Source organism: Granulicella aggregans (genome assembly GCF_014203275.1).
In the GTDB taxonomy this organism is placed as follows: Bacteria; Acidobacteriota; Terriglobia; order Terriglobales; family Acidobacteriaceae; genus Edaphobacter.
In genome coordinates this window covers 35,235-52,274 of the sequence record NZ_JACHIP010000009.1, presented here as the reverse complement: position 1 = coordinate 52,274, position 17,040 = coordinate 35,235, and the positions used below count along the sequence as shown (strand labels likewise).

Sequence of the window (17,040 nt, the reverse complement as noted above, 5' to 3'; positions counted from 1 at the left end):
GTGCGCCAGGATTCGAACCGTGTCCTTTTCGGTTTGTTTTTCTTTATGCCAGAATAGGTTCGGAATCCACTTTCGACTCCGCGACATAGCTGGTCATCGCTTGCGCTAGCTGGGAATCCACCTCGTCCGCGATGGCCATGACTCCGACCAAAACTAAGCTGAAATTCACTCTGTGCAAGTTGTTCTGCAAGGTTTGAAAGATGCTTACTTGCAGCATCCGCGACTCTTCGACCATCATCGCGGCTGTATAGCCCTGTTCCCTTCGCAAGAGACCATGCTTCGCAGCCGCCGGTGATACCAAGGCGCGGCTGCCCAAGGCAAGTGGGCTTCTGAGACGGGATACGAGATCTGAAAATAGCTGCGGAAGGTGCGCCGCACGCTTCACATTGTCCATGGGAATCGATATAACGAGGCGATCGGCATCGATACGAACGAGCCAATCTTTTATCGTCGCTTGAGTCTCCTCTTCGAGAATCGTCGCAATGCTGCTCACTACACGCGCGGGACCAGTCCCAGTCTTCATCTTCGACCTGATCAGAGCCACAAGGTTGCCTACGGCTTGTGGCTTAACGAGTATGTCGTCAGTCTGTGCCAGGATCGCTGCCGCAGCCGCCTTCATCTCTGGATGTGCGCTGAAGATGATGGTGACTGCTTTAGGGTTCGCGTGGCGCATCGCGCTCACTACCGTCAGACCATCTCCGTCGTGGGGCATATGTAAATCACTCACCAAAACGTCAAATTGCTCTGAGCCGATCAATTTCAACGCTTCATTGACGTTTGCGGCCGAGCGCACTTCAAACCCTCCGTGTTCGAGGATCGTGCAAAGTGTTTCGCGCAAGTCGTTGTCGTCATCAACGAGAAGAAGACGCGTGTCAGTAGTTTCAGGCATGTCATGGGTTTCCACACCGAAGGTACATCTTCAAGTGTGTCAGCGAAGCATCAGAAAAGCCGTCCTGTTTTGGACACGTCCGCAAAGTTTCAGGAGTAAGAACTTGGACGGACCGCGATTTCGAATTCCGTACGAAATTACTCGCCCTAAAACAGGGTTACTCGGACGGGATCCGGATCAGAAAGAGGGTTGAGAGGGTGAGGGCCGTTTCCGATCAGCTTCGCGATCCTCCAGACCTTCATCCCCTTGAAGAAACCCAATCTGCGAGATGTGACCTCCGACGCGGGTCGCCTTGACCGACTGGTTCAAGCCGTCGCCGCCGACAACATCGAGCAATTGGTTGACACCGTTGCCTTCTGTTAATTCCAGAGCCACCTTTTCCCAGTTAGGATGATTGATGTAGTTGATCCCCCCCAGACTCCGAGCGCCTTCATCTTGGTGAGGTTTTCTTCCTTGCTCGAAGTGGCAATGACCTTCGCACCGAAGGCCGAGGCGATCTGCGCGGCAAGGACGGAAACGCCGCCTGTGCCATGCACAAGCACGATCTGGCCCGGTTGAAGCTGACCATAATCCATCATGGCGTACCGCGCGGTCAGGGCGGCCATGGGCAGCGTGGACGCTTCTTCGTCGGTCATGGCGTCTGGTGCCTTGACCACACTTTCCGCATAGAAGGTCATGTATTCCGCCAGCCCGCCGGGTAGCGGAGCGCCGTAGCAAAAGTCTGGCTCATTCGGCTCTGGAAGGCCATCCACCCAATGGGAGTACAGGTGAGAGTTGCCCCGATCACCCTCTTTCAGGCGAGTGACACTCTTGCCAACCGCAACGACAACGCCCACTGCATCCGAGACCGGAATTAGGGGCTTGGGGATCATTTACGGCTTGTAAATGCCGTCCATGATTGCTTTATCTCGGAAGTTCAGCGAAACAGCCCGAGACCTTGATTAGAACTTCATCGTCCTTCGGTGTCGGTGTGGGCCTTCGCCTAGTCGCAGGTTATCCAGTTCAAAGTCGTCGAGCAGCCATGCCTTCATGTGTATCAACCCCGCTAGTACGAAGCAACGCGAAAGTGAGTGAACAACGTATCAGATCAGTTCCCTAGAATCGCCGCTGAAGCCAGTCAGTGACCGCGACCGCCCCGAATGCCCACTTGGGCCGGCAAACTTCCGCGATTGCGACATTCCGGGACCCACTGTCTGTGCTCTGAACTCCAGTTCCGCTGTTAGAAGCGCACCGGCCCTATAAAAGGTGAGCTAGATGGAACATCGTGGAGCCGAGGCTTCACGTACGCTTCAGACGAGATACCGATATCTGGGTAGCTTCGGAGTTGAACCGAATGGCATGGCTTTATCTCGCGCTGGCTGGTGTCTTTGAAGTTTGCTTTACCACGACGTTACGGTTTGTCGACCACTTCAAGAACTTGTGGGCGACAGTGGGTTTTCTGGTTTGTGTCTCGCTCAGCCTGCTCTTTCTCGAACTCGCAAATAACAGCATTCCACTTGGCACGGCGTATGCCATCTGGACGGGGACAGGTGCCGTGGGAACAGTCGTGATTGGGATGATCTGGTTTGGAGAGCCTGCAAACGTTCCCCGGGTGCTGCTGATTGTGGGAGTGGTGGGCTGTGCGATCGGCCTCAAGTTCACCGCTGGTAAGTAGGATGTGCGATTCCGGGGCTGGTTCGGTCTCACCCTTCGCTGATGCCGCACGATGTTGACTGGAGTGCACATGCTTGAACGCGTCATCACCAAACCCGACCCGTATGAACCGTTTCTGCTCTCGCAGGGAATCCGCGTTGGTGAACTGGTTTTCATCTCTGGGCAGGATATGACGAAGGTGGAAAGATCGTCGAGGATGGCTTTTGGGCGCAGGGCGAACAGGCTTTCCTCAATCTGCAACGCGCTTTGAAGGCGGGCGGCTCGGAACTAAGCCGCGTGGTGAAGGTCACTATTTTTCTAACGGACATGGCTCATTTTGAGCAGGTTGTCGTGCTTCGACGGAAGTTCTTCCGTCTTCCTTATCCGGCGGGCTCCATCGTTGAAGTCAAGGCGCTCTACACTCCCGCGGCCATGATCGAGATCGAGGCAATTGGTTCTACCGTGCCTTGATGACCGCTATCCCCGCCAACCTGTTAGAACCACGAACGATCCACTGCATGTATCCCAGGAGAAAACGAATGACGTCCGTCGCCGCTGCTGCCCCCGCCCCCGTCCTTGGAGTCACACCAATTACCGCCGAGAGAGCCGGAGAGACGATCGTCCGCTATGGGCTCGTCCTTGTCATCGCCTGGTTTGCGATCATGAAGTTCACCATCGTCGAAGCTGAAGGAATCAAGCCGCTGGTCACCGGTAGCCCTTTGCTGGGATGGGCCTATCATTTCCTCAGTGTGGGTTCCTTCTCGCGGTGTCTGGGGCTGGTCGAACTCGCAATCGCATGTCTGATCGCTCTGCGACCTGTCTCCGCAAGGGCGTGTCTGATTGGGAGTGCCGGTGGCATCGGCATGTTCCTGACGACGCTTACTTTTCTCTTCCAACGTGTGGCCTGGGACGCGAGCCTGGGCGGGTTTCCTGCTCCCTCGGCTGCTGTCGGTGAGTTCCTTATCAAGGACATCGTGCTGCTGGGGGCCGCGGTCTGGTCGTTTGGCGAGGCATGGACGGCTGTGAGTGATCGTCGGAGCCGTCTGAAAACATAGAGCAAGCCAGAACGTAGACGCAGGAGTGATGGTAAGTTACGTAGTGGTCCTGATTCAAGCAATGTCCACCCTTGCTCGCGACGGTGCACCACGCACAAAGCCGTCGAAAGTTACCTACGCAGCCATGGCCGGTCTGTTAAGGCAAGCCACTCATCCAGCTACAGGCAACGATAAACGTGCCTCATAAAGTTGGCCCGAACTGCCGATGAGATCGCTGGCGTACGACTGCAGGTTTGAAGGCGGAATTCGTGATGCAGCGTAGCGCCCGGTCGCACAATGCGACCGGCGCCGTGATCTACACGTCAAGAAAGGGAGGGCCAGCCACCACCGGATAGGTATTCGTGTAGCACGGCTTGTGCCTGCGGGTCTTGATGCGCCAACCGCCCGGGGTGCGAACCCAGGTGTCATACCAGTAACCGGCGTCGATCAGGTTGCGAACACCGTCGCGTGCTTCATGCGAGTGGAAATGCAATGCGACGGACGTCGCGGTATCGCCATCAATCTTCACCGTTGCATGGCCTTCGATATGCTGCCACGCCTTGAAGGACACTTCAAGACCGCCGCCCTTCAAACCCTTGCCGCGCATCACCTCGGCATATTGTGTGAGCCCATACTCTCCCATGCCGAGATCCGTGATATCGATGCGTGCGTCGGGCGTGAACAGCTCCGACCATTGTTCGAGGATGTTCTTGTTCTCGGCATCGGCCTGATGAAAGTCCTGTCCCAGGCCGTACAGGGCGACCTTGTCTTGAATTTCGATCCGGTCGAGCAGATAGCGAACATCGATTTCAAGTGACATCGTGATTCTCCTTGTGAATCGGGTGGTGCGTTACTTTGCTGCTTGCGGTTGACGTGAAAGTTTTACGCACGCCCACTGCGCTGCCGGTCTTGCTGAATGCTCTACGCGACCAACATTGCTACTGATCAGGCTACTCCGCATTCATGAGCTGACCTGAGCTATACGGACCACCTTTCTCAGCAATCGATCTGCCCTAGTAGGCTCACAGAAAGAGATTTTCAGGGGATTGGGATGATCTGGTTTCCATAAGCCTGCAACCGTCCTTCGCGCTTTGTTGATTATGGGAATCATCGGCTGTGCGATCGGTCTGAAGCTGGTGCCGCCCGACATTGTCTCATTCGTGGGCGGTCTCTCGAGTGCGTGGCGCTCGGGTGAAGTGCGGCCGACTCATCGTCAGGAATCGAGGCAGGGACGGGCTTGGCGTACACGGCTCGATCCATTTGCGGAGGTCTGGCCGGTTCTGCTGGGATGGCTGGAGGAGAAGCCGGATCTGGATGCCAAAGAGATGCTCAAGCGGCTACAGGCCTCTCGATACGGCGTGTTTTCAGACGGTCAATTGCGTACCCTACAGCGCAGGGTACGGGTAAGGAGAACACGTGTGGTTCAGTAGCTGGTTTACGGTACCGCCGCAGCATTGTGACGCGGGCTACGCGGTGGCTTGAGCCTCCAGCCCGCTTGCCTCGCTACGCTCACCCGCGCTTCCTTACGGCTCAAGCCACCGCCAAATTCAATCTAAATGCTGGTACTCTTTCCGGTAACATTTCTATTTGAGGCAACACGACCGGGAGTTCTAATTGTCGCCAATCACGTCAGATACATGCCTTATAAATGGGCCTCTGAAGATTCGTCAGAGTGGAGAGAGACTATGAGATTCGTGCGGCACAGTTGCTTCGTGTTTGCTGCACGTGCAAGTGGAAGTTCCCAGACCGTATTTAGGGCCATGGTCGTTGGCTGGTTTGCCGCGAAGTCTGCGCGCGTGAAGTTCCCGGGAATCGACCTTCCACTTACCTCAAGACGTACGTCATTTACCCTGCGGCTCCTGGCGGCCGGGTGCAGGTTTTGCCTGAGTTGCTGACCAAATCCGCAGTACTCACGGCCCTGTCTCAACCCGGAGCCTAGATCGACTTTCTAAGGGAAGTTGCTGTCAATGCTTCTCCAAGCCTGCTTCAGAGTAGCAATTGCGATTCCTAAAACAATGCCGTTTCACATTGGTCGGTTCACTCATTCTTGCGGTGGTCGCAGCCTGTACCCCGTGTCAAGCTCAAGAGCAAGCAAAGCCGGCACGGCCTGCTGCGGAACATCCTACAGCTGTACTGCTTGTACTCTTCACCTCGGAAGGGTGCTCGGATTGCCCACCGGCCGATCAATTGCTGAGCCAGGTTAATGGCCGCAAATCGGTTGACGGACAGTTGATTGTGGGCATCAGTGAGCACGTCAGCTACTGGAATCATCTTGCATGGAAGGATCCCTTTTCCTCTGACCTTTACACGGGTCGTCAGAACGACTACGGCAGTCATTTTGCTCTCGACAGCGTCTACACGACACAGATGGTGGTAGTCCGCCGGGAGCAGTTCTTCGGCAGCGACGGTCGCGCCCTGCAGGCTGCGCTAAAGACGGAATTGGAACGCAAGCAGATATTGCTGCGCATCGACTCTGCCGAGCTCAGGGACAAGAGCGTCATCTTCATTTACACGGCGTCGGACATTCCCGCGAAGGGTTAACTGCGGTTGGTAGCTGTGCTGGCGGATGATTTGGATCAGTCCAGCGTGCTTCGCGGCGATAATTCAGGCCGCAACCTCACTCACGTTGCAGTGGCGCGTGCTCTCGTCCCCTTGGGTTCGCTACACGAGGTGGAGCAGCGGTCCATGACGCTGCCTTTGCCCCCTTTCTTTCTGATAAAGCCACCGGCCATCACCTCGTTCTGTTTGCGCAGCAAGGAAGTGCCGGCGCGGTTGCCGGTATCGACACAAAGCCAATCTGATGGGCACATCAAGCTACTTGCCATTGACATCGTTACCGCGATCAGATGCCGTAACCTGCAATCGAAAGATGTCGGGCCGCGAATAGTGTCCGCTGACATCCATGGTCATCAATTCTCTTTCAATCTCCTGCAGATCAAGCGTCGCATAAAGGATGACCTCCTCATCGAACACCGGACCTGCGAGATATCGTCCGTCTGGCGCGATGATGGCTGAGCCGCCTCTCTCAATCAGACTTTGCGGATCCAGCGTTTCCAGCGGCGCAAGAGCGATGGGCAAGTCACTGGCTTTCATGATTTGCCCCGCCGCGAGCACAAAGCACCGTCCTTCGAAAGCGTAGTGCCTGCTCGCGATCTGATGCATCTCGTGCACCGTCGGCCACACGGCAATATGAATCTGTTCTCCAGCATTGTGTAGATGCTGCCTTGTCAGGGGCATCCAGTGTTCCCAACAGATCGCGCCACCCAAATTCAAGTTGTGCACCTTCGCGATGCGCAGGCCTGCCGCATCTCCCTGTCCCCACACCATCCGTTCTGAATAGGTGGGAATCAGCTTCCGGTGATGATTGACCAGGCGCCCTTCCTCCGCGAAGTACAGCATGCTGTTGAACAGCGTACCGTGACCGGGCGCATCGCGAACGCGTTCGCTGATCCCCATCACGATGCCGACTCGCAACCGGGCTGCGGCTTCGCCAAGCGCCTGAGTTTCCTTGCCGGGCACCACCACGCTATTCGCTCGTAATGCTGCAAAGACCTCTTTCACTGGTGCGTGGTTCCAGAGAGCCGCACCTGGGCAGAAGTCAAGCCAAGCCGGATAGCCGGGCAGAAATGTTTCCGCGAAACAAATGATCTGGGCACCGTGCTCTGCCGCTTCTTCGACCAAGGCTAACGCCTTACGTAAACCACTGGCGAGATCGGATGGGTGGGGCGACGCCTGCACAATCGCTACTCGTGTGCTCTGGCTTTCTTCATTACTTTGCATTCTTCTTGCCAGCCTGTGTTTGAACGTACCTTGAAAGTTGAGGGTAGCAGGCTTGCAGAGCGCTTCGATCTTAAGCATAGATCAGACGCGCGGCATGAGACGGGAACCTCTGCGTCGAAGCCAAATCTTTCAGCGGACGAGCCCAAGGCTGGCGAAAACAATTAGCATGCTGATTGGAGAACTACCTTGCTCAAACAGGAAATGCCCGTCGCGACTCACCCACGTAACGCCGTGCAGCGCCGTTCCTGGATTCTCGGACTCACCAGCCTGCTCTTCATTTTGCTTCAGAGTGCATGCACCGCCTTAATGGCCGTCAGTGGCCTTCGGCTCCTCATTGGAATCGGCTCGCTAGCAGCGGCGACGACCGGTCTACGTTTGATCGCGTCCATTCATGGTGAAGCAATACGAATTCCTATGGAGTTGCTTGCGGTTGCCGGGTCGCTCATCAACCTATACGCGATTTGGCGTGTACGATCGCTGCGCGCTCGCCCTTCCTCTCAGTGGCGAGTTGGACCAGTCACTCCCGAAAAAAAGCGCTCAGAACTGATACAGATCGGGCTCGCCGTGCTCACCTTGCTGCTTGTCTGTGTTGAATGGGCGTTTCACCTTCGGCTGCATGCCTCCATCTAGTCCGCTGGATTCTCACGAGGCATTGACGAACCCGTTCCGATTTCCTTCGCCAGCCTTCGAAGAAGACGCTCGCTGAAGCCGATGGGCAACTCAAAGACCCGGTCATCTCCGGTGAGCACCACGATATTGCGCGTGGAGTCGAGGATGGCGGAACATATCTCACAGTGTTCCAGATGCCGCTGTACCAATTCTCTGGTCTCAGCAGGTAGTGAATCGTCGAGATAGTCGGAGATGTAGTTCCAAACGTGTTTGCATTCTATTACCACTGAAACCACCTCCTTCGCTGACTGACATTCTTCAGTCTTGGTGCCAATTCCTTCTGCATCATCATCCGGGCCCGATGCAACCGAACCTTCACGTTACCAGTTGTGATCGCGAGTGCCACTGCCGTCTCTTCAATCGAAAACTCCTCTACATCCCGAAGGAGCACAACTTCCCGATAGAGCGGAGACAGGTTGCCGATGGCTTCTTCAAGCATCTGACGAACTTCCTTGCGCTCGAGTGCCTCTGAGGGTATTTCGCGCCAATCTCGGAGGAGAGCCGGCGAGATGTGGCTTCCTTCTTCAGGTGTTTCGTCGAGCGACTCCATGCGCACAAGCCCCTGTCTTCGCAGGCGCCCTCGCGCTTCGTTGAGTGTGATGCTGATGAGCCAGGTGCTGAACTTTGCCTGACCGCGAAAGTCGGCGAGCTTCCTAAAAGCCTTTAGAAACGCCTCCTGCGCAACATCCTCAGCGTCAGAGTCATCTTTCATAAACGAAAGCGCCATCTTGTAGACGCTCCGCTCATACGGGCGGATCAACTCATGGTACTGCTCCGTGTCACCGGCGAGTATGGAAGTAATCATCCCCGCCTCGTCCCGAGTTGAAAGTCCCCATCCATACCGGTAAGGCCTGCTCCTTCCTGCAAGTGAGTTCGCGTGTTGTTGACTCACAACCATGTAGTTCGGCCGTCACCTACAAGCCTGCGTACCAGTCGTACCCCAGCTTGGTCCAGTAATCATCGGGCTTATCGTTTGTATAGGCGATGAGCCCGATGCGCTTGATCTGCTTGTATCCATACTTCGTGGGCATGTGAAGACGCAGGGGAGCCCCATGTGGCTGGGTAAGCGGGGCTCCCATCATCTCGGTCACGAGCAGCGTCTGTGGATGCCGCATCACGTCCAGATCGTAGCCCGTGTAATAATCCCCGTCCGGCGTTTCCATATACACGTAGCTCGGATCCTTGCCGTCGATCTTATCGGGCGGATAAAGCTCCAGGAAGTCTGCCATGCGTACGCCGGCCCAGTGCACGATCTGGCTCCAACCCTCGATGCATTTGAACTGCGTAACCAACTCGTATCGTGGAAGCCGCGTGATATCTGCCATCTGCAGCAGTAAGCCGGGCGTATTGGGCGGTAGCGTAGAGTCGCTCTCCCCCGCCTCTGCCATGCCACGAGGCTTGCGTCCTGTATGGTTTTCATCTTCTTGCGCCTTATCCTGCATCGACTCCGGCGCCATCTTGTTCGCCGTCTGAAGATTAGGATCGACCTTACTGTCGTGTCCCTTGTCCTCATTCGCCGGCGGAGCCTTATACCGGTAGTCCCAAGCCGTAACATCCCTAACGTAACGCGCATGTTGGGCCGCGCCGCGCATGCCCACCAACTGGAGACGCCAGCTGTCGAGTTGCAAGTCCATCATCAGCCCAAAGGTGCCGTTGATGCGCAGCGTCTCTGCGCGGCTGAGCGGATACGTTGGCGCCAGCTCCTTATTTCGGAATAGATCGCGAGAAACGGAAGCATTGAAGCGGAAAGAATCGCGGATCGGAGGAGGTTGCATCTCGGCGTCATCGTTCGCGCCCAGATAGTGATAGAAACCATAAGCAGCCGCGCTGCTGACCGCGGCGGCGAGAAATGATCGCCGCGTCTGCGCTCCGGAAGTTGCCAACACCGCCGCATCAGCCGCTGCTCTCTCTGCACGAGCATCTACTTCGGTCGCGGCTGGTTCACGCTGATCCTGGTCGGCTTCAGCTCGTGCTTCGAACTCTTCTGCGGAAGGCTCGTCGTCCGCGCTCTCACTCTGCTGCTTCGCTTCAGGTTGCAAAGCGGCCGGCTCTTTCGGCGACCCATCCTGCGGTTGTTCTATCTCGGGATTACTCATCGCCAGGACTTCCTTTCCGCTTCGATGGACGGCGCTTCGACGCGCTGCACCTCGAGCCCGCTCACCATTGAGCGGAAGTTATTCCAGCCGGCCAACATAACCTGCGCTACATGAACGCCGAAGAAGCCAAGGAACGCCCACGTGAGCCAGAAGTGCAGCCATCGCGCCATCTCGTAGCCGCCAAGCAGGCTGGTCAGCCAGTGCGCCGAGGTTGGTTTATAGATCGCTAAGCCGGTGAGCAGCATCCCGGCCCCCATGAAGATCACCGATGTATACGCGATACGCTGCGCGCCGTTGTACTTGGTCTGAGCGGGCAGTCCTTTACGCAGGTGCAGGTCGACCAGTGTCACTTGAATCGCCTCGCGCAGGCTGCTTCGCTGCGGGAGCAGGAAGCGCCACTCGCCTGAAAGCCACGTATAAAGCACCCACGCCACACCGTTGAGCGCGAAGATCCACATGAAGAAGAAGTGGTATCCCAGCCCTTGCGTCACATGGTAGGGCACATGCAGTTTGGCGTAAAACCAGTCAGGAAAAAAACGGAACAGCGTGAACCTGCCCAGACCGAGGCGGTATACGCGATGCGCATGCTGATACGCGTTGTCGGAGTCATTCCAATAGATCAGTAACCCGCTCCAGATCATCGTGAACAGTACCGGAAAGTTGATCCAGTGCATCCACCGTATCGCGAGTGGATGTTTTCGCTCGACGCGGATACTCGCCAGCCGATCATTTGCGGAAGTCGACAGATCCTTGACGGTTTGTTCCATAAAAACTTGCACCTCCGGCTCTGAAAGTCCGGGAACGCCTGCGTACACACCGACACAAGCCACTGGTAGGAGTCGCCAGGGCGAAAAAAGATACAGAGCTCGTTTCTAAAGGATCGGCGCCTGAGGAGGTTCCTCCCCAAAGAATCCGTTCCCGCGCGCCTCTTCCAGTTTCTCTTCAAGAAAATGCCATAGCGCAGGGCATCCGGCTTCTATCTCTGGGCCCACCCGCTCCATCACTCGCGCGTGGCTGATGCCGTGCTCCTTCCAGCTGCCGCCCCGATTGTTGAGGTTCAGCAAAACAGGCATGGCACGGTCAACGGCGTGCGCAAAGCGCGCCTCGCCGGTTTCGGCGAGTTCAAATTCTTCCCAAAGAGCGAGAAGGGCCTCACCCGTCGGTTTCGGAAGTATGCCGAATATCCGTTCCACCGCCCACCCGCTCCGCTGACTTCCGCTCCTGCCAGCCCTCGCGTGCAAAGACAATGGTGTCTCCCGTCTCAATCTCTCCCAGGTCATGCACCAACAGCATACGAATCGTACGGTCGAGATCTACTGGACCATACGCGTACGGCACTAGAGAAGCTGCAAACAGCGCAATCTGCCAGCTATGTTCCGCAGAGTTCTCATACCGGTCCAGTCCCACAGGCCGCACCTTCCGCGTCACAGCCTTCAAGCGGTCCACTTCCAAAATGAACGCGAGAATTTGGCCCATTTCCACTGTGTTTACCTGCTCTGAGTTCATCAATCAAGATCCTTTTCTAGCATGAGTTCCGGTTGCGAAAGTCGGGGGTCAGCACGGCGGCGATTAGCCGCAGGCGATAGCCTCGATCTCAATCTTCCACGCTGGATTCGCCAACGCGGCAACGAGAACCGTGCTGGCGGGACGCAGGTTGCCAAGCGCCTCAGCACGAGCAGGGCGACTTGCCGGGATGTCGGCCGGATCGGGAATATACATTGTTACTTTCACCAGATTGTCGAACGTCATCCCGGCTGCTTCGAGTTGGAAGCGAAGGTTGCGCCATGCCAGCCGCGCCTGCTCTTCGACGCTGGACGGCGTTGTGCCATCGACTTCCGTTCCGAGCTGGCCGCTGATGTACAGAGTGCGCGTTGCGCTGGAGACTTCAACTGCCTGGCTATAGGCGCTGGCGGGCTGCGGAGCGAGGTCGGCGTTGATGGTGCGTATCTGCATAGGTAAGCCTCAAATATGTTTCTTCAGGCCCAACAAGAGCGGACCAGACCGCCAGTCATGTTGGAATAAAGAGTTACAGTCCGAGTCCGGTGAGAAACACATCGATCTGGCCCTCGAAGCGGGATCTCTCATAAAACACGAGGGCCATGCGCCAGATGCCCTGGAGGTAGGTGATGATGACCGGCACCACAAGGTGCGGATCTAACTTCTCTTCGAGAACGCCAGCCTGCTTGTCAGCGCTCATACGAGCGATCATCGCATCGGCCAGCAAAGTCATCCGTTCCTCAACATACTGGCGTAATTCAGGCTCATCAAGAACTTCGTGCGTGAGGCTCCCCGCCATCAGACAGACGAGCGAAGGCGTGTTCGGATCGTCAAGACAGTCGAGCACGGTCTTGAACAGCGCCCGAATTCCTAGCGCAGCCGTGGGCGCAATGAAAAAAGCTTCTGCACGCTTCCTGTTGACTGTTTCGTTGTAATGCTTCAGGCACTCGAGATATGCGTGCTTCTTGCTCTTGTGCGTGTTGTAGAATGAGCTTTCCCCAATTCCCATTCCTTTGAGCAAATCGCGTAGGGACGTGCCTGCGTAGCCGCTCTTCCAGAAGAGCCGTGTCGCCCTATCCAACGAAGTTTCGTAATCAAATTCCAAAGCCCTTGGCATGCGGCCCGCCTCGCGATTTTTTGCGTCCGCCACAAACGGTGCTTGACATTGGACGACTCCATCTCCATTCTGTAGCAGGTGCTACAACTAGTCAACCCACCGCACCGAGGAGAATCAAATGGCCTACAAACAGGAAGCGGAGGAGTATAAGGCAAAGGCCCAGGCCGCTCTTGGGGAGAAGTTCGGGATCCTTACCAATGACATGGATCACGTCCGGTCGTCGGGCGTTCTTGACCATGCGCTAAAGATCAACGATTCAGCGCCGGACTTTACCCTGCCCGATGCTTTCGGCGATGAGGTCTCGCTAAAGACTTTGCTGGCAAAAGGACCGGTCGTGATCAGCTTCTACCGCGGCGAGTGGTGTCCGTTCTGCAATCTCGAGCTGCGTGCCTTACAAGAGGCCCTGCCGAAGATGCAGGAGCTTGGCGCTACCCTCGTCGCCATCTCTCCTGAGAAACCGGAAGGAACGGTTGCCGCAACAAAGAAAAACAAGCTGACCTTCACCGTACTAAGCGACTTCGACAACAAGGTGGCGCGGCAGTTTGGCATCGTGTTCCAGGTTGGCGACAAGCTACAGGATCTTTCGAAGAACGTGTTCAAGAACGATCTTGCTCTCCGGAATGGAGAAGATTCCTATCAGCTTCCCGCTCCCGCCACGTTTATCCTCGATCCGGATGGCATCGTTCGCTCTGCACATGTCGAAGTGGACTATATGACCGGACGCGCTGAACCGGCAGACGTCTTGGCCGCACTGGAAGCGATCGCCCATCCCGTCGCGCAATAGCTGCAAACCCAGCCAATGACCGTTCCTATCGCCGATTACGCGCTACTCTCCAATTGTCATTCCGCGGCTCTTGTGAGCCGTGCTGGATCGGTCCACTGGCTGTGCTTCCCACGTTTCGACTCACCCTCCTTTTTTGCGCAACTCCTCGGTGACAATGGTGGACACTTTAGCGTAAGTGTGACGGGTTGCGAGACAACACAACGGCGTTATATCCGCGACTCTCTCGTTCTGCAAACCACTTTTCAAGCAAAAAGCGGGACCTGTCAGCTAACCGATGCGCTCGCCCTTGGCAAAGGAAAGCGCGGGCATGATCTGGGTGAGAACTCCCCGCCTTTGCTACTTCGCGGCCTGCGCTGCGTATCGGGCTCGGTTGAGGTACTTGTCGAATGTGCACCTCGGCCAGAGTATGGCCTCATTCAACCGGTTTTCGTGCCGGCCGAAGGCGGCGCCCTCGGTAGAGGGGGTGCTTCGGTCTTCTTTCTATCCTTGACCACACCCTACACGCTTGAACAGGGAAAACTGGTGAGCACCTTCTGTCTTCAGCAAGGCGAAAGCCTCTGCTTCGGTCTTGAGTATGCTTCCACGGAGGAAGCGCAGCCGAGGAGTTGGACTCAGCACCACATGCAAGAAATGATCACGGACACAGAAAAGGGGTGGCAGAGCTGGGCCGCTATCCATCAGCGCTACGACGGTCCTTGGCGAGACCTGGTGGCACACAGCGGACGTGTACTGCAGGGTCTGGTATACCAGCCAACCGGCGCCATCGTCGCCGCCCCAACCACTTCTTTGCCAGAAGTACCTGGCGGCAATCGCAACTGGGATTACCGATTCACTTGGGTCAGAGACGCTTCCATCACCATGGAGGCTTTTTGGATCGCGGCCTGCCCTGTTGAAGCTGGACGCTTTTTCAGTTTCCTTGCTAACGCTGCCTCCGCTCAACTTTCGCAGGACAAGTACCTTCAGATCATGTTCGGCATCGGAGGGGAGCATGACCTTACCGAACGCGAGCTGCCGCACCTTGCAGGGTGGTCCAACAGCCGTCCTGTTCGGATCGGCAACCAAGCCTGGACACAGCGGCAACTTGACGTCTATGGCGAGCTCCTAAGGTCTGCGAGTGTGCTTTCCAATAAGCTGGAGGCTCTCGACGATCTAACCCGGATGTTCCTAGTTCAAGTCGCGGACGCTGCAGCGGCAGTGTGGAACGAGAAAGATCAGGGTATATGGGAGATCAGGGGAGAACCTCAACACTTCGTGCATTCGAAGCTCATGTGCTGGGTTGCTTTAGATAGTGCCGTTCGCATTGCCGATCTTCTGCAATCACCAGAAAAGGTCGAGCAGTGGAGTTCGGTTCGGGACCAAATTCGGTCAGCGATTTTGGCACATGGTTGGAACGGAAAAGTCGGATCGTTCACGCGAGCCTTCGGTTCTGATCAAGTAGACGCATCTTGCCTGATGCTGCCGATCGTCGGGTTTCTACCCGGAGACGACCCACGCATCCTAAGCACTATCGATGCAATCGTGAGCCGGCTGACAGACGAACGCGGACTCGTTTACCGCTATCAAGGTGACGACGGGCTCCCGGGACAGGAAGGAAGCTTTCTGCTGTGCAGCTTTTGGCTCGCTCAGGCACAGGCTCTGGCCCGGAGAACAACCGAGGCCAAGCAGACCTTTGAGCGGGCAATTGCCTTTGTAAACGACGTCGGCCTGCTTGCAGAAGAGGTCGATTCCAAGAGCGGCGACTTGTTGGGAAACTTCCCGCAAGCCTTCAGCCATGTTGGCTTGATAAATGCGGCGAACGCGATTTACGAGGCTGAACGCAGCGAGACTCAGCTCTTTCAATCTTTCATCTCTTAGGAGAAACGGTATGCCGTCCTTGACTCATCAAGAGTTGATTGAATTGTGGGGCTAAAGCGCCACATTACGACTGCCAGCCAGCCTAATCAGATCAGATCTGATCTGATCTGAAGGAGTGTGTGGTCGAAAGGACGCTATCGCCGCGCACGCCAACCCGCGAACGAGCAGAGCCGATCCCGATGATATACGCTACTTGGCGAGACGGCGGCCATGACGACAACCGCACCGTGCCAAGAAGCGCGAACAGCAGCCGCGGCGCGTGATCGAGCGCCCGATAACGGTGCTCGGCTGCAGGTACGACACCAAGGCTTCGCCCTGAAGACCACCACTTCAAACTCGAACAGTCGCTTCGCCGAACTGCTAGATCTGCGCGGTTCCACCGTCTACACAAAGTTCCGTTCCATTGACGAACTTTGAATCATCACAAGCGAGAAACAATGCCGCAGTTGCAATCTCCTCGGACGTTCCGAACTCGCCCCAGGGAATGATCGATTTGAACTGTTCCCTCGCCGCTTCAGGTGCCTTCTGCATCGCCGGCGTGTCGATCGGTCCGGGGCTCAGCACATTCACACGAATCCGCCTTTCCTTTAAGTCCATCAACCAACTCCGCGCAAACGCACGCAACGCCGCTTTGCTTCCTCCGTAAACGCTTAGTCCCGGCATACCCTTCTGGGCCGCAATCGATCCATTCAGTATGATGGAACCGCCGTCGCGAAACAGCGGCAGCGCCTTCTGCACCGTGAACAATGTACCCCGGACGTTGAGATCAAAAATCCTGTCGAACTCCTCTTCCGTCACGCTTCCAATCGGCGACCGTCCACTTTGCCCAGCGCTCGCAAACAGCACATCGATGTGGCCCTTCTCTCGCATGACTCTTTCATAAAGCCGATCCAGATCGTCGAGCTTCGCGGAGTCACCTTGAACGCCAATCACGTTATGACCGATCTGCGTCACGGCCTCATCCAGCCGGGTTTGATCGCGACCCGTCACAAATACATAGGCGCCTTCAGCAACGAACAGCTTTGCTGTTGCCAGCGCCATTCCCGACGTTCCAGCCGTAATCACTGCTACTTTGCCATCCAGCTTTCCCATGATCATCACCTTATCCTTTAGAGTCCTTGGCACAAGGTCAGGTTACAAATCTTCGCGCTCCAAAGCGTCAGGATAGATCACTTTGGGAAGGCACTGGCATTCAATGCCGCACTTAATTCCAGCAGCTGAGCGCGTCTCGCTGTGCGGCTCTACGAAGTTCACGGCCATCCGCCGCCCGTGCTTCATCGATGCTGCGGATAGGACGATTCGAATTGACCGGGCTGTGCGGCCTTGCGGCCCTATTACAGAGCCGATTTCACCTTCCGCCAACCTAACATCGAACCGAACCCCCTCGCCCTCGTTACTCGCATCGACCATAACCGCATCGGGCGTGTCGACGATGCTACGAACAATTCCCAAGATGAGTTCGCGAACGTTTCCGGATGCGCTCATATTGTTTTCACTTCAGCATTGATCTTAGGCAGGATAGCTCACCCCACTCGGGCACGTGGACGCGCCAATGATGGTCAACCCTTCGGCGACCCAACACTCGGCGCCCCCCGATGCGGTAATTACTCTAGACGCGAGCAGAATGTCTGTCGTACCAAGGTGATCCCAACTTCCCCCCTCAGCGCATGAGATGAGGGGGGAAGCGA

20 protein-coding genes and 1 pseudogene are annotated in these 17,040 nt (G+C 56.3%); 6 read left to right on the top strand and 15 right to left on the bottom strand.

The genetic code is table 11. The annotated features are described in order from the left end of the window. Positions 1 to 43: 43 nt before the first annotated feature. The 3 genes from HDF16_RS23225 to HDF16_RS30310 all read right to left on the bottom strand — a co-directional run bounded on the left by HDF16_RS23225 (position 44) and on the right by HDF16_RS30310 (position 1,761). Positions 44 to 904, bottom strand: coding sequence for a response regulator (locus HDF16_RS23225; RefSeq protein WP_348641403.1), 861 nt, complete (start codon positions 902 to 904; stop codon positions 44 to 46). Positions 905 to 1,066: 162 nt separating this feature from the next. Beyond that, on the bottom strand, positions 1,067 to 1,288 hold the full coding sequence (locus tag HDF16_RS31975; protein WP_432432271.1) for a zinc-binding dehydrogenase: 222 nt from the start codon (positions 1,286 to 1,288) through the stop codon (positions 1,067 to 1,069). Next, positions 1,249 to 1,761 carry an alcohol dehydrogenase catalytic domain-containing protein gene (locus HDF16_RS30310; RefSeq protein ID WP_246409802.1) on the bottom strand — a complete coding sequence of 171 codons (513 nt, stop codon included), beginning with the start codon at positions 1,759 to 1,761 and terminating at the stop codon, positions 1,249 to 1,251. Before HDF16_RS30310 ends, HDF16_RS31975 begins: the two co-directional genes overlap by 40 nt. Before the next feature lie 461 nt (positions 1,762 to 2,222). Between HDF16_RS30310 and HDF16_RS23215 the strand changes: the two genes are divergently transcribed. The 3 genes and pseudogenes from HDF16_RS23215 to HDF16_RS23205 all read left to right on the top strand — a co-directional run bounded on the left by HDF16_RS23215 (position 2,223) and on the right by HDF16_RS23205 (position 3,576). Next, a complete protein-coding gene (locus HDF16_RS23215) occupies positions 2,223 to 2,543 on the top strand; it encodes a DMT family transporter (protein WP_184222138.1) in 321 nt (106 codons plus the stop codon). 179 nt (positions 2,544 to 2,722) lie between these two features. Further along, positions 2,723 to 2,992, top strand: a pseudogene (locus HDF16_RS23210) (RidA family protein); the annotation flags it as partial. 68 nt (positions 2,993 to 3,060) lie between these two features. Further along, positions 3,061 to 3,576: a YkgB family protein gene (locus tag HDF16_RS23205; RefSeq protein ID WP_184222136.1), complete on the top strand. Its 516-nt coding sequence runs from the start codon at positions 3,061 to 3,063 to the stop codon at positions 3,574 to 3,576. Positions 3,577 to 3,871: 295 nt separating this feature from the next. On the opposite strand, the gene HDF16_RS23200 is transcribed toward HDF16_RS23205, so the two are convergent. Next, a complete protein-coding gene (locus tag HDF16_RS23200; protein ID WP_184222134.1) occupies positions 3,872 to 4,375 on the bottom strand; it encodes a nuclear transport factor 2 family protein in 504 nt (167 codons plus the stop codon). A 1,232-nt stretch (positions 4,376 to 5,607) separates the two neighbouring features. Here HDF16_RS23200 and HDF16_RS23195 point away from each other — a divergent pair. Then, positions 5,608 to 6,096 carry a DUF1223 domain-containing protein gene (locus HDF16_RS23195; protein ID WP_348641408.1) on the top strand — a complete coding sequence of 163 codons (489 nt, stop codon included), beginning with the start codon at positions 5,608 to 5,610 and terminating at the stop codon, positions 6,094 to 6,096. A gap of 273 nt (positions 6,097 to 6,369) precedes the next feature. Here the strand turns inward: HDF16_RS23195 and HDF16_RS23190 are convergent, their stop codons facing one another. The 9 genes from HDF16_RS23190 to HDF16_RS23155 all read right to left on the bottom strand — a co-directional run bounded on the left by HDF16_RS23190 (position 6,370) and on the right by HDF16_RS23155 (position 12,678). Next, on the bottom strand, positions 6,370 to 7,413 hold the full coding sequence (locus HDF16_RS23190) for a carbon-nitrogen hydrolase family protein (protein ID WP_221313042.1): 1,044 nt from the start codon (positions 7,411 to 7,413) through the stop codon (positions 6,370 to 6,372). 548 nt (positions 7,414 to 7,961) lie between these two features. After that, positions 7,962 to 8,231 carry a zf-HC2 domain-containing protein gene (locus HDF16_RS23185; RefSeq protein WP_184222130.1) on the bottom strand — a complete coding sequence of 90 codons (270 nt, stop codon included), beginning with the start codon at positions 8,229 to 8,231 and terminating at the stop codon, positions 7,962 to 7,964. Then, entirely contained in the window at positions 8,225 to 8,809 is a 585-nt protein-coding gene (locus tag HDF16_RS23180) for a sigma-70 family RNA polymerase sigma factor (RefSeq protein ID WP_246409796.1), read from the bottom strand. The genes HDF16_RS23185 and HDF16_RS23180 overlap by 7 nt, the downstream gene beginning before the upstream one ends. Before the next feature lie 109 nt (positions 8,810 to 8,918). Next, positions 8,919 to 10,100 (bottom strand): molybdopterin-dependent oxidoreductase, encoded by a 1,182-nt coding sequence (locus HDF16_RS23175; RefSeq protein ID WP_184222126.1) that lies wholly within the window; start codon positions 10,098 to 10,100, stop codon positions 8,919 to 8,921. Then, positions 10,097 to 10,867, bottom strand: a complete 771-nt coding sequence (locus tag HDF16_RS23170) for a cytochrome b/b6 domain-containing protein (protein ID WP_184222124.1) — start codon at positions 10,865 to 10,867, stop codon at positions 10,097 to 10,099. The genes HDF16_RS23175 and HDF16_RS23170 overlap by 4 nt, the downstream gene beginning before the upstream one ends. Before the next feature lie 105 nt (positions 10,868 to 10,972). Then, on the bottom strand, positions 10,973 to 11,293 hold the full coding sequence (locus HDF16_RS31350) for an HD domain-containing protein (RefSeq protein ID WP_348641402.1): 321 nt from the start codon (positions 11,291 to 11,293) through the stop codon (positions 10,973 to 10,975). Then, positions 11,253 to 11,606: an HD domain-containing protein gene (locus tag HDF16_RS31345; RefSeq protein ID WP_281383544.1), complete on the bottom strand. Its 354-nt coding sequence runs from the start codon at positions 11,604 to 11,606 to the stop codon at positions 11,253 to 11,255. Before HDF16_RS31345 ends, HDF16_RS31350 begins: the two co-directional genes overlap by 41 nt. Before the next feature lie 63 nt (positions 11,607 to 11,669). Beyond that, positions 11,670 to 12,053 (bottom strand): RidA family protein, encoded by a 384-nt coding sequence (locus HDF16_RS23160; protein WP_184222122.1) that lies wholly within the window; start codon positions 12,051 to 12,053, stop codon positions 11,670 to 11,672. 73 nt (positions 12,054 to 12,126) lie between these two features. After that, on the bottom strand, positions 12,127 to 12,678 hold the full coding sequence (locus HDF16_RS23155) for a TetR/AcrR family transcriptional regulator (RefSeq protein WP_246409793.1): 552 nt from the start codon (positions 12,676 to 12,678) through the stop codon (positions 12,127 to 12,129). Positions 12,679 to 12,832: 154 nt separating this feature from the next. Between HDF16_RS23155 and HDF16_RS23150 the strand changes: the two genes are divergently transcribed. After that, positions 12,833 to 13,498, top strand: coding sequence for a peroxiredoxin-like family protein (locus tag HDF16_RS23150; protein ID WP_184222118.1), 666 nt, complete (start codon positions 12,833 to 12,835; stop codon positions 13,496 to 13,498). Positions 13,499 to 13,513: 15 nt separating this feature from the next. After that, on the top strand, positions 13,514 to 15,352 hold the full coding sequence (locus HDF16_RS23145) for a glycoside hydrolase family 15 protein (protein WP_184222116.1): 1,839 nt from the start codon (positions 13,514 to 13,516) through the stop codon (positions 15,350 to 15,352). A 360-nt stretch (positions 15,353 to 15,712) separates the two neighbouring features. Here the strand turns inward: HDF16_RS23145 and HDF16_RS23140 are convergent, their stop codons facing one another. Then, a complete protein-coding gene (locus HDF16_RS23140; protein ID WP_184222114.1) occupies positions 15,713 to 16,444 on the bottom strand; it encodes an SDR family oxidoreductase in 732 nt (243 codons plus the stop codon). A 42-nt stretch (positions 16,445 to 16,486) separates the two neighbouring features. Continuing rightward, on the bottom strand, positions 16,487 to 16,837 hold the full coding sequence (locus HDF16_RS31970) for a KH domain-containing protein (protein WP_184222112.1): 351 nt from the start codon (positions 16,835 to 16,837) through the stop codon (positions 16,487 to 16,489). Between the last annotated feature and the right edge of the window lie 203 nt (positions 16,838 to 17,040).

Excerpts from the sequence above, each read along its gene's own strand:
- HDF16_RS23215 (WP_184222138.1), top strand. The coding sequence starts at position 2,223 with ATGGCATGGCTTTATCTCGCGCTGGCTGGTGTCTTTGAAGTTTGCTTT.
- HDF16_RS23160 (WP_184222122.1), bottom strand. The coding sequence starts at position 12,053 with ATGCAGATACGCACCATCAACGCCGACCTCGCTCCGCAGCCCGCCAGC.
- HDF16_RS31345 (WP_281383544.1), bottom strand. The coding sequence starts at position 11,606 with ATGAACTCAGAGCAGGTAAACACAGTGGAAATGGGCCAAATTCTCGCG.
- HDF16_RS23170 (WP_184222124.1), bottom strand. The coding sequence starts at position 10,867 with ATGGAACAAACCGTCAAGGATCTGTCGACTTCCGCAAATGATCGGCTG.
- HDF16_RS23175 (WP_184222126.1), bottom strand. The coding sequence starts at position 10,100 with ATGAGTAATCCCGAGATAGAACAACCGCAGGATGGGTCGCCGAAAGAG.
- HDF16_RS23205 (WP_184222136.1), top strand. The coding sequence starts at position 3,061 with ATGACGTCCGTCGCCGCTGCTGCCCCCGCCCCCGTCCTTGGAGTCACA.
- HDF16_RS23190 (WP_221313042.1), bottom strand. The coding sequence starts at position 7,413 with ATGCTTAAGATCGAAGCGCTCTGCAAGCCTGCTACCCTCAACTTTCAA.
- HDF16_RS23200 (WP_184222134.1), bottom strand. The coding sequence starts at position 4,375 with ATGTCACTTGAAATCGATGTTCGCTATCTGCTCGACCGGATCGAAATT.
- HDF16_RS30310 (WP_246409802.1), bottom strand. The coding sequence starts at position 1,761 with ATGATCCCCAAGCCCCTAATTCCGGTCTCGGATGCAGTGGGCGTTGTC.
- HDF16_RS23140 (WP_184222114.1), bottom strand. The coding sequence starts at position 16,444 with ATGGGAAAGCTGGATGGCAAAGTAGCAGTGATTACGGCTGGAACGTCG.
- HDF16_RS31970 (WP_184222112.1), bottom strand. The coding sequence starts at position 16,837 with ATGAGCGCATCCGGAAACGTTCGCGAACTCATCTTGGGAATTGTTCGT.
- HDF16_RS23150 (WP_184222118.1), top strand. The coding sequence starts at position 12,833 with ATGGCCTACAAACAGGAAGCGGAGGAGTATAAGGCAAAGGCCCAGGCC.
- HDF16_RS23180 (WP_246409796.1), bottom strand. The coding sequence starts at position 8,809 with ATGATTACTTCCATACTCGCCGGTGACACGGAGCAGTACCATGAGTTG.
- HDF16_RS23145 (WP_184222116.1), top strand. The coding sequence starts at position 13,514 with ATGACCGTTCCTATCGCCGATTACGCGCTACTCTCCAATTGTCATTCC.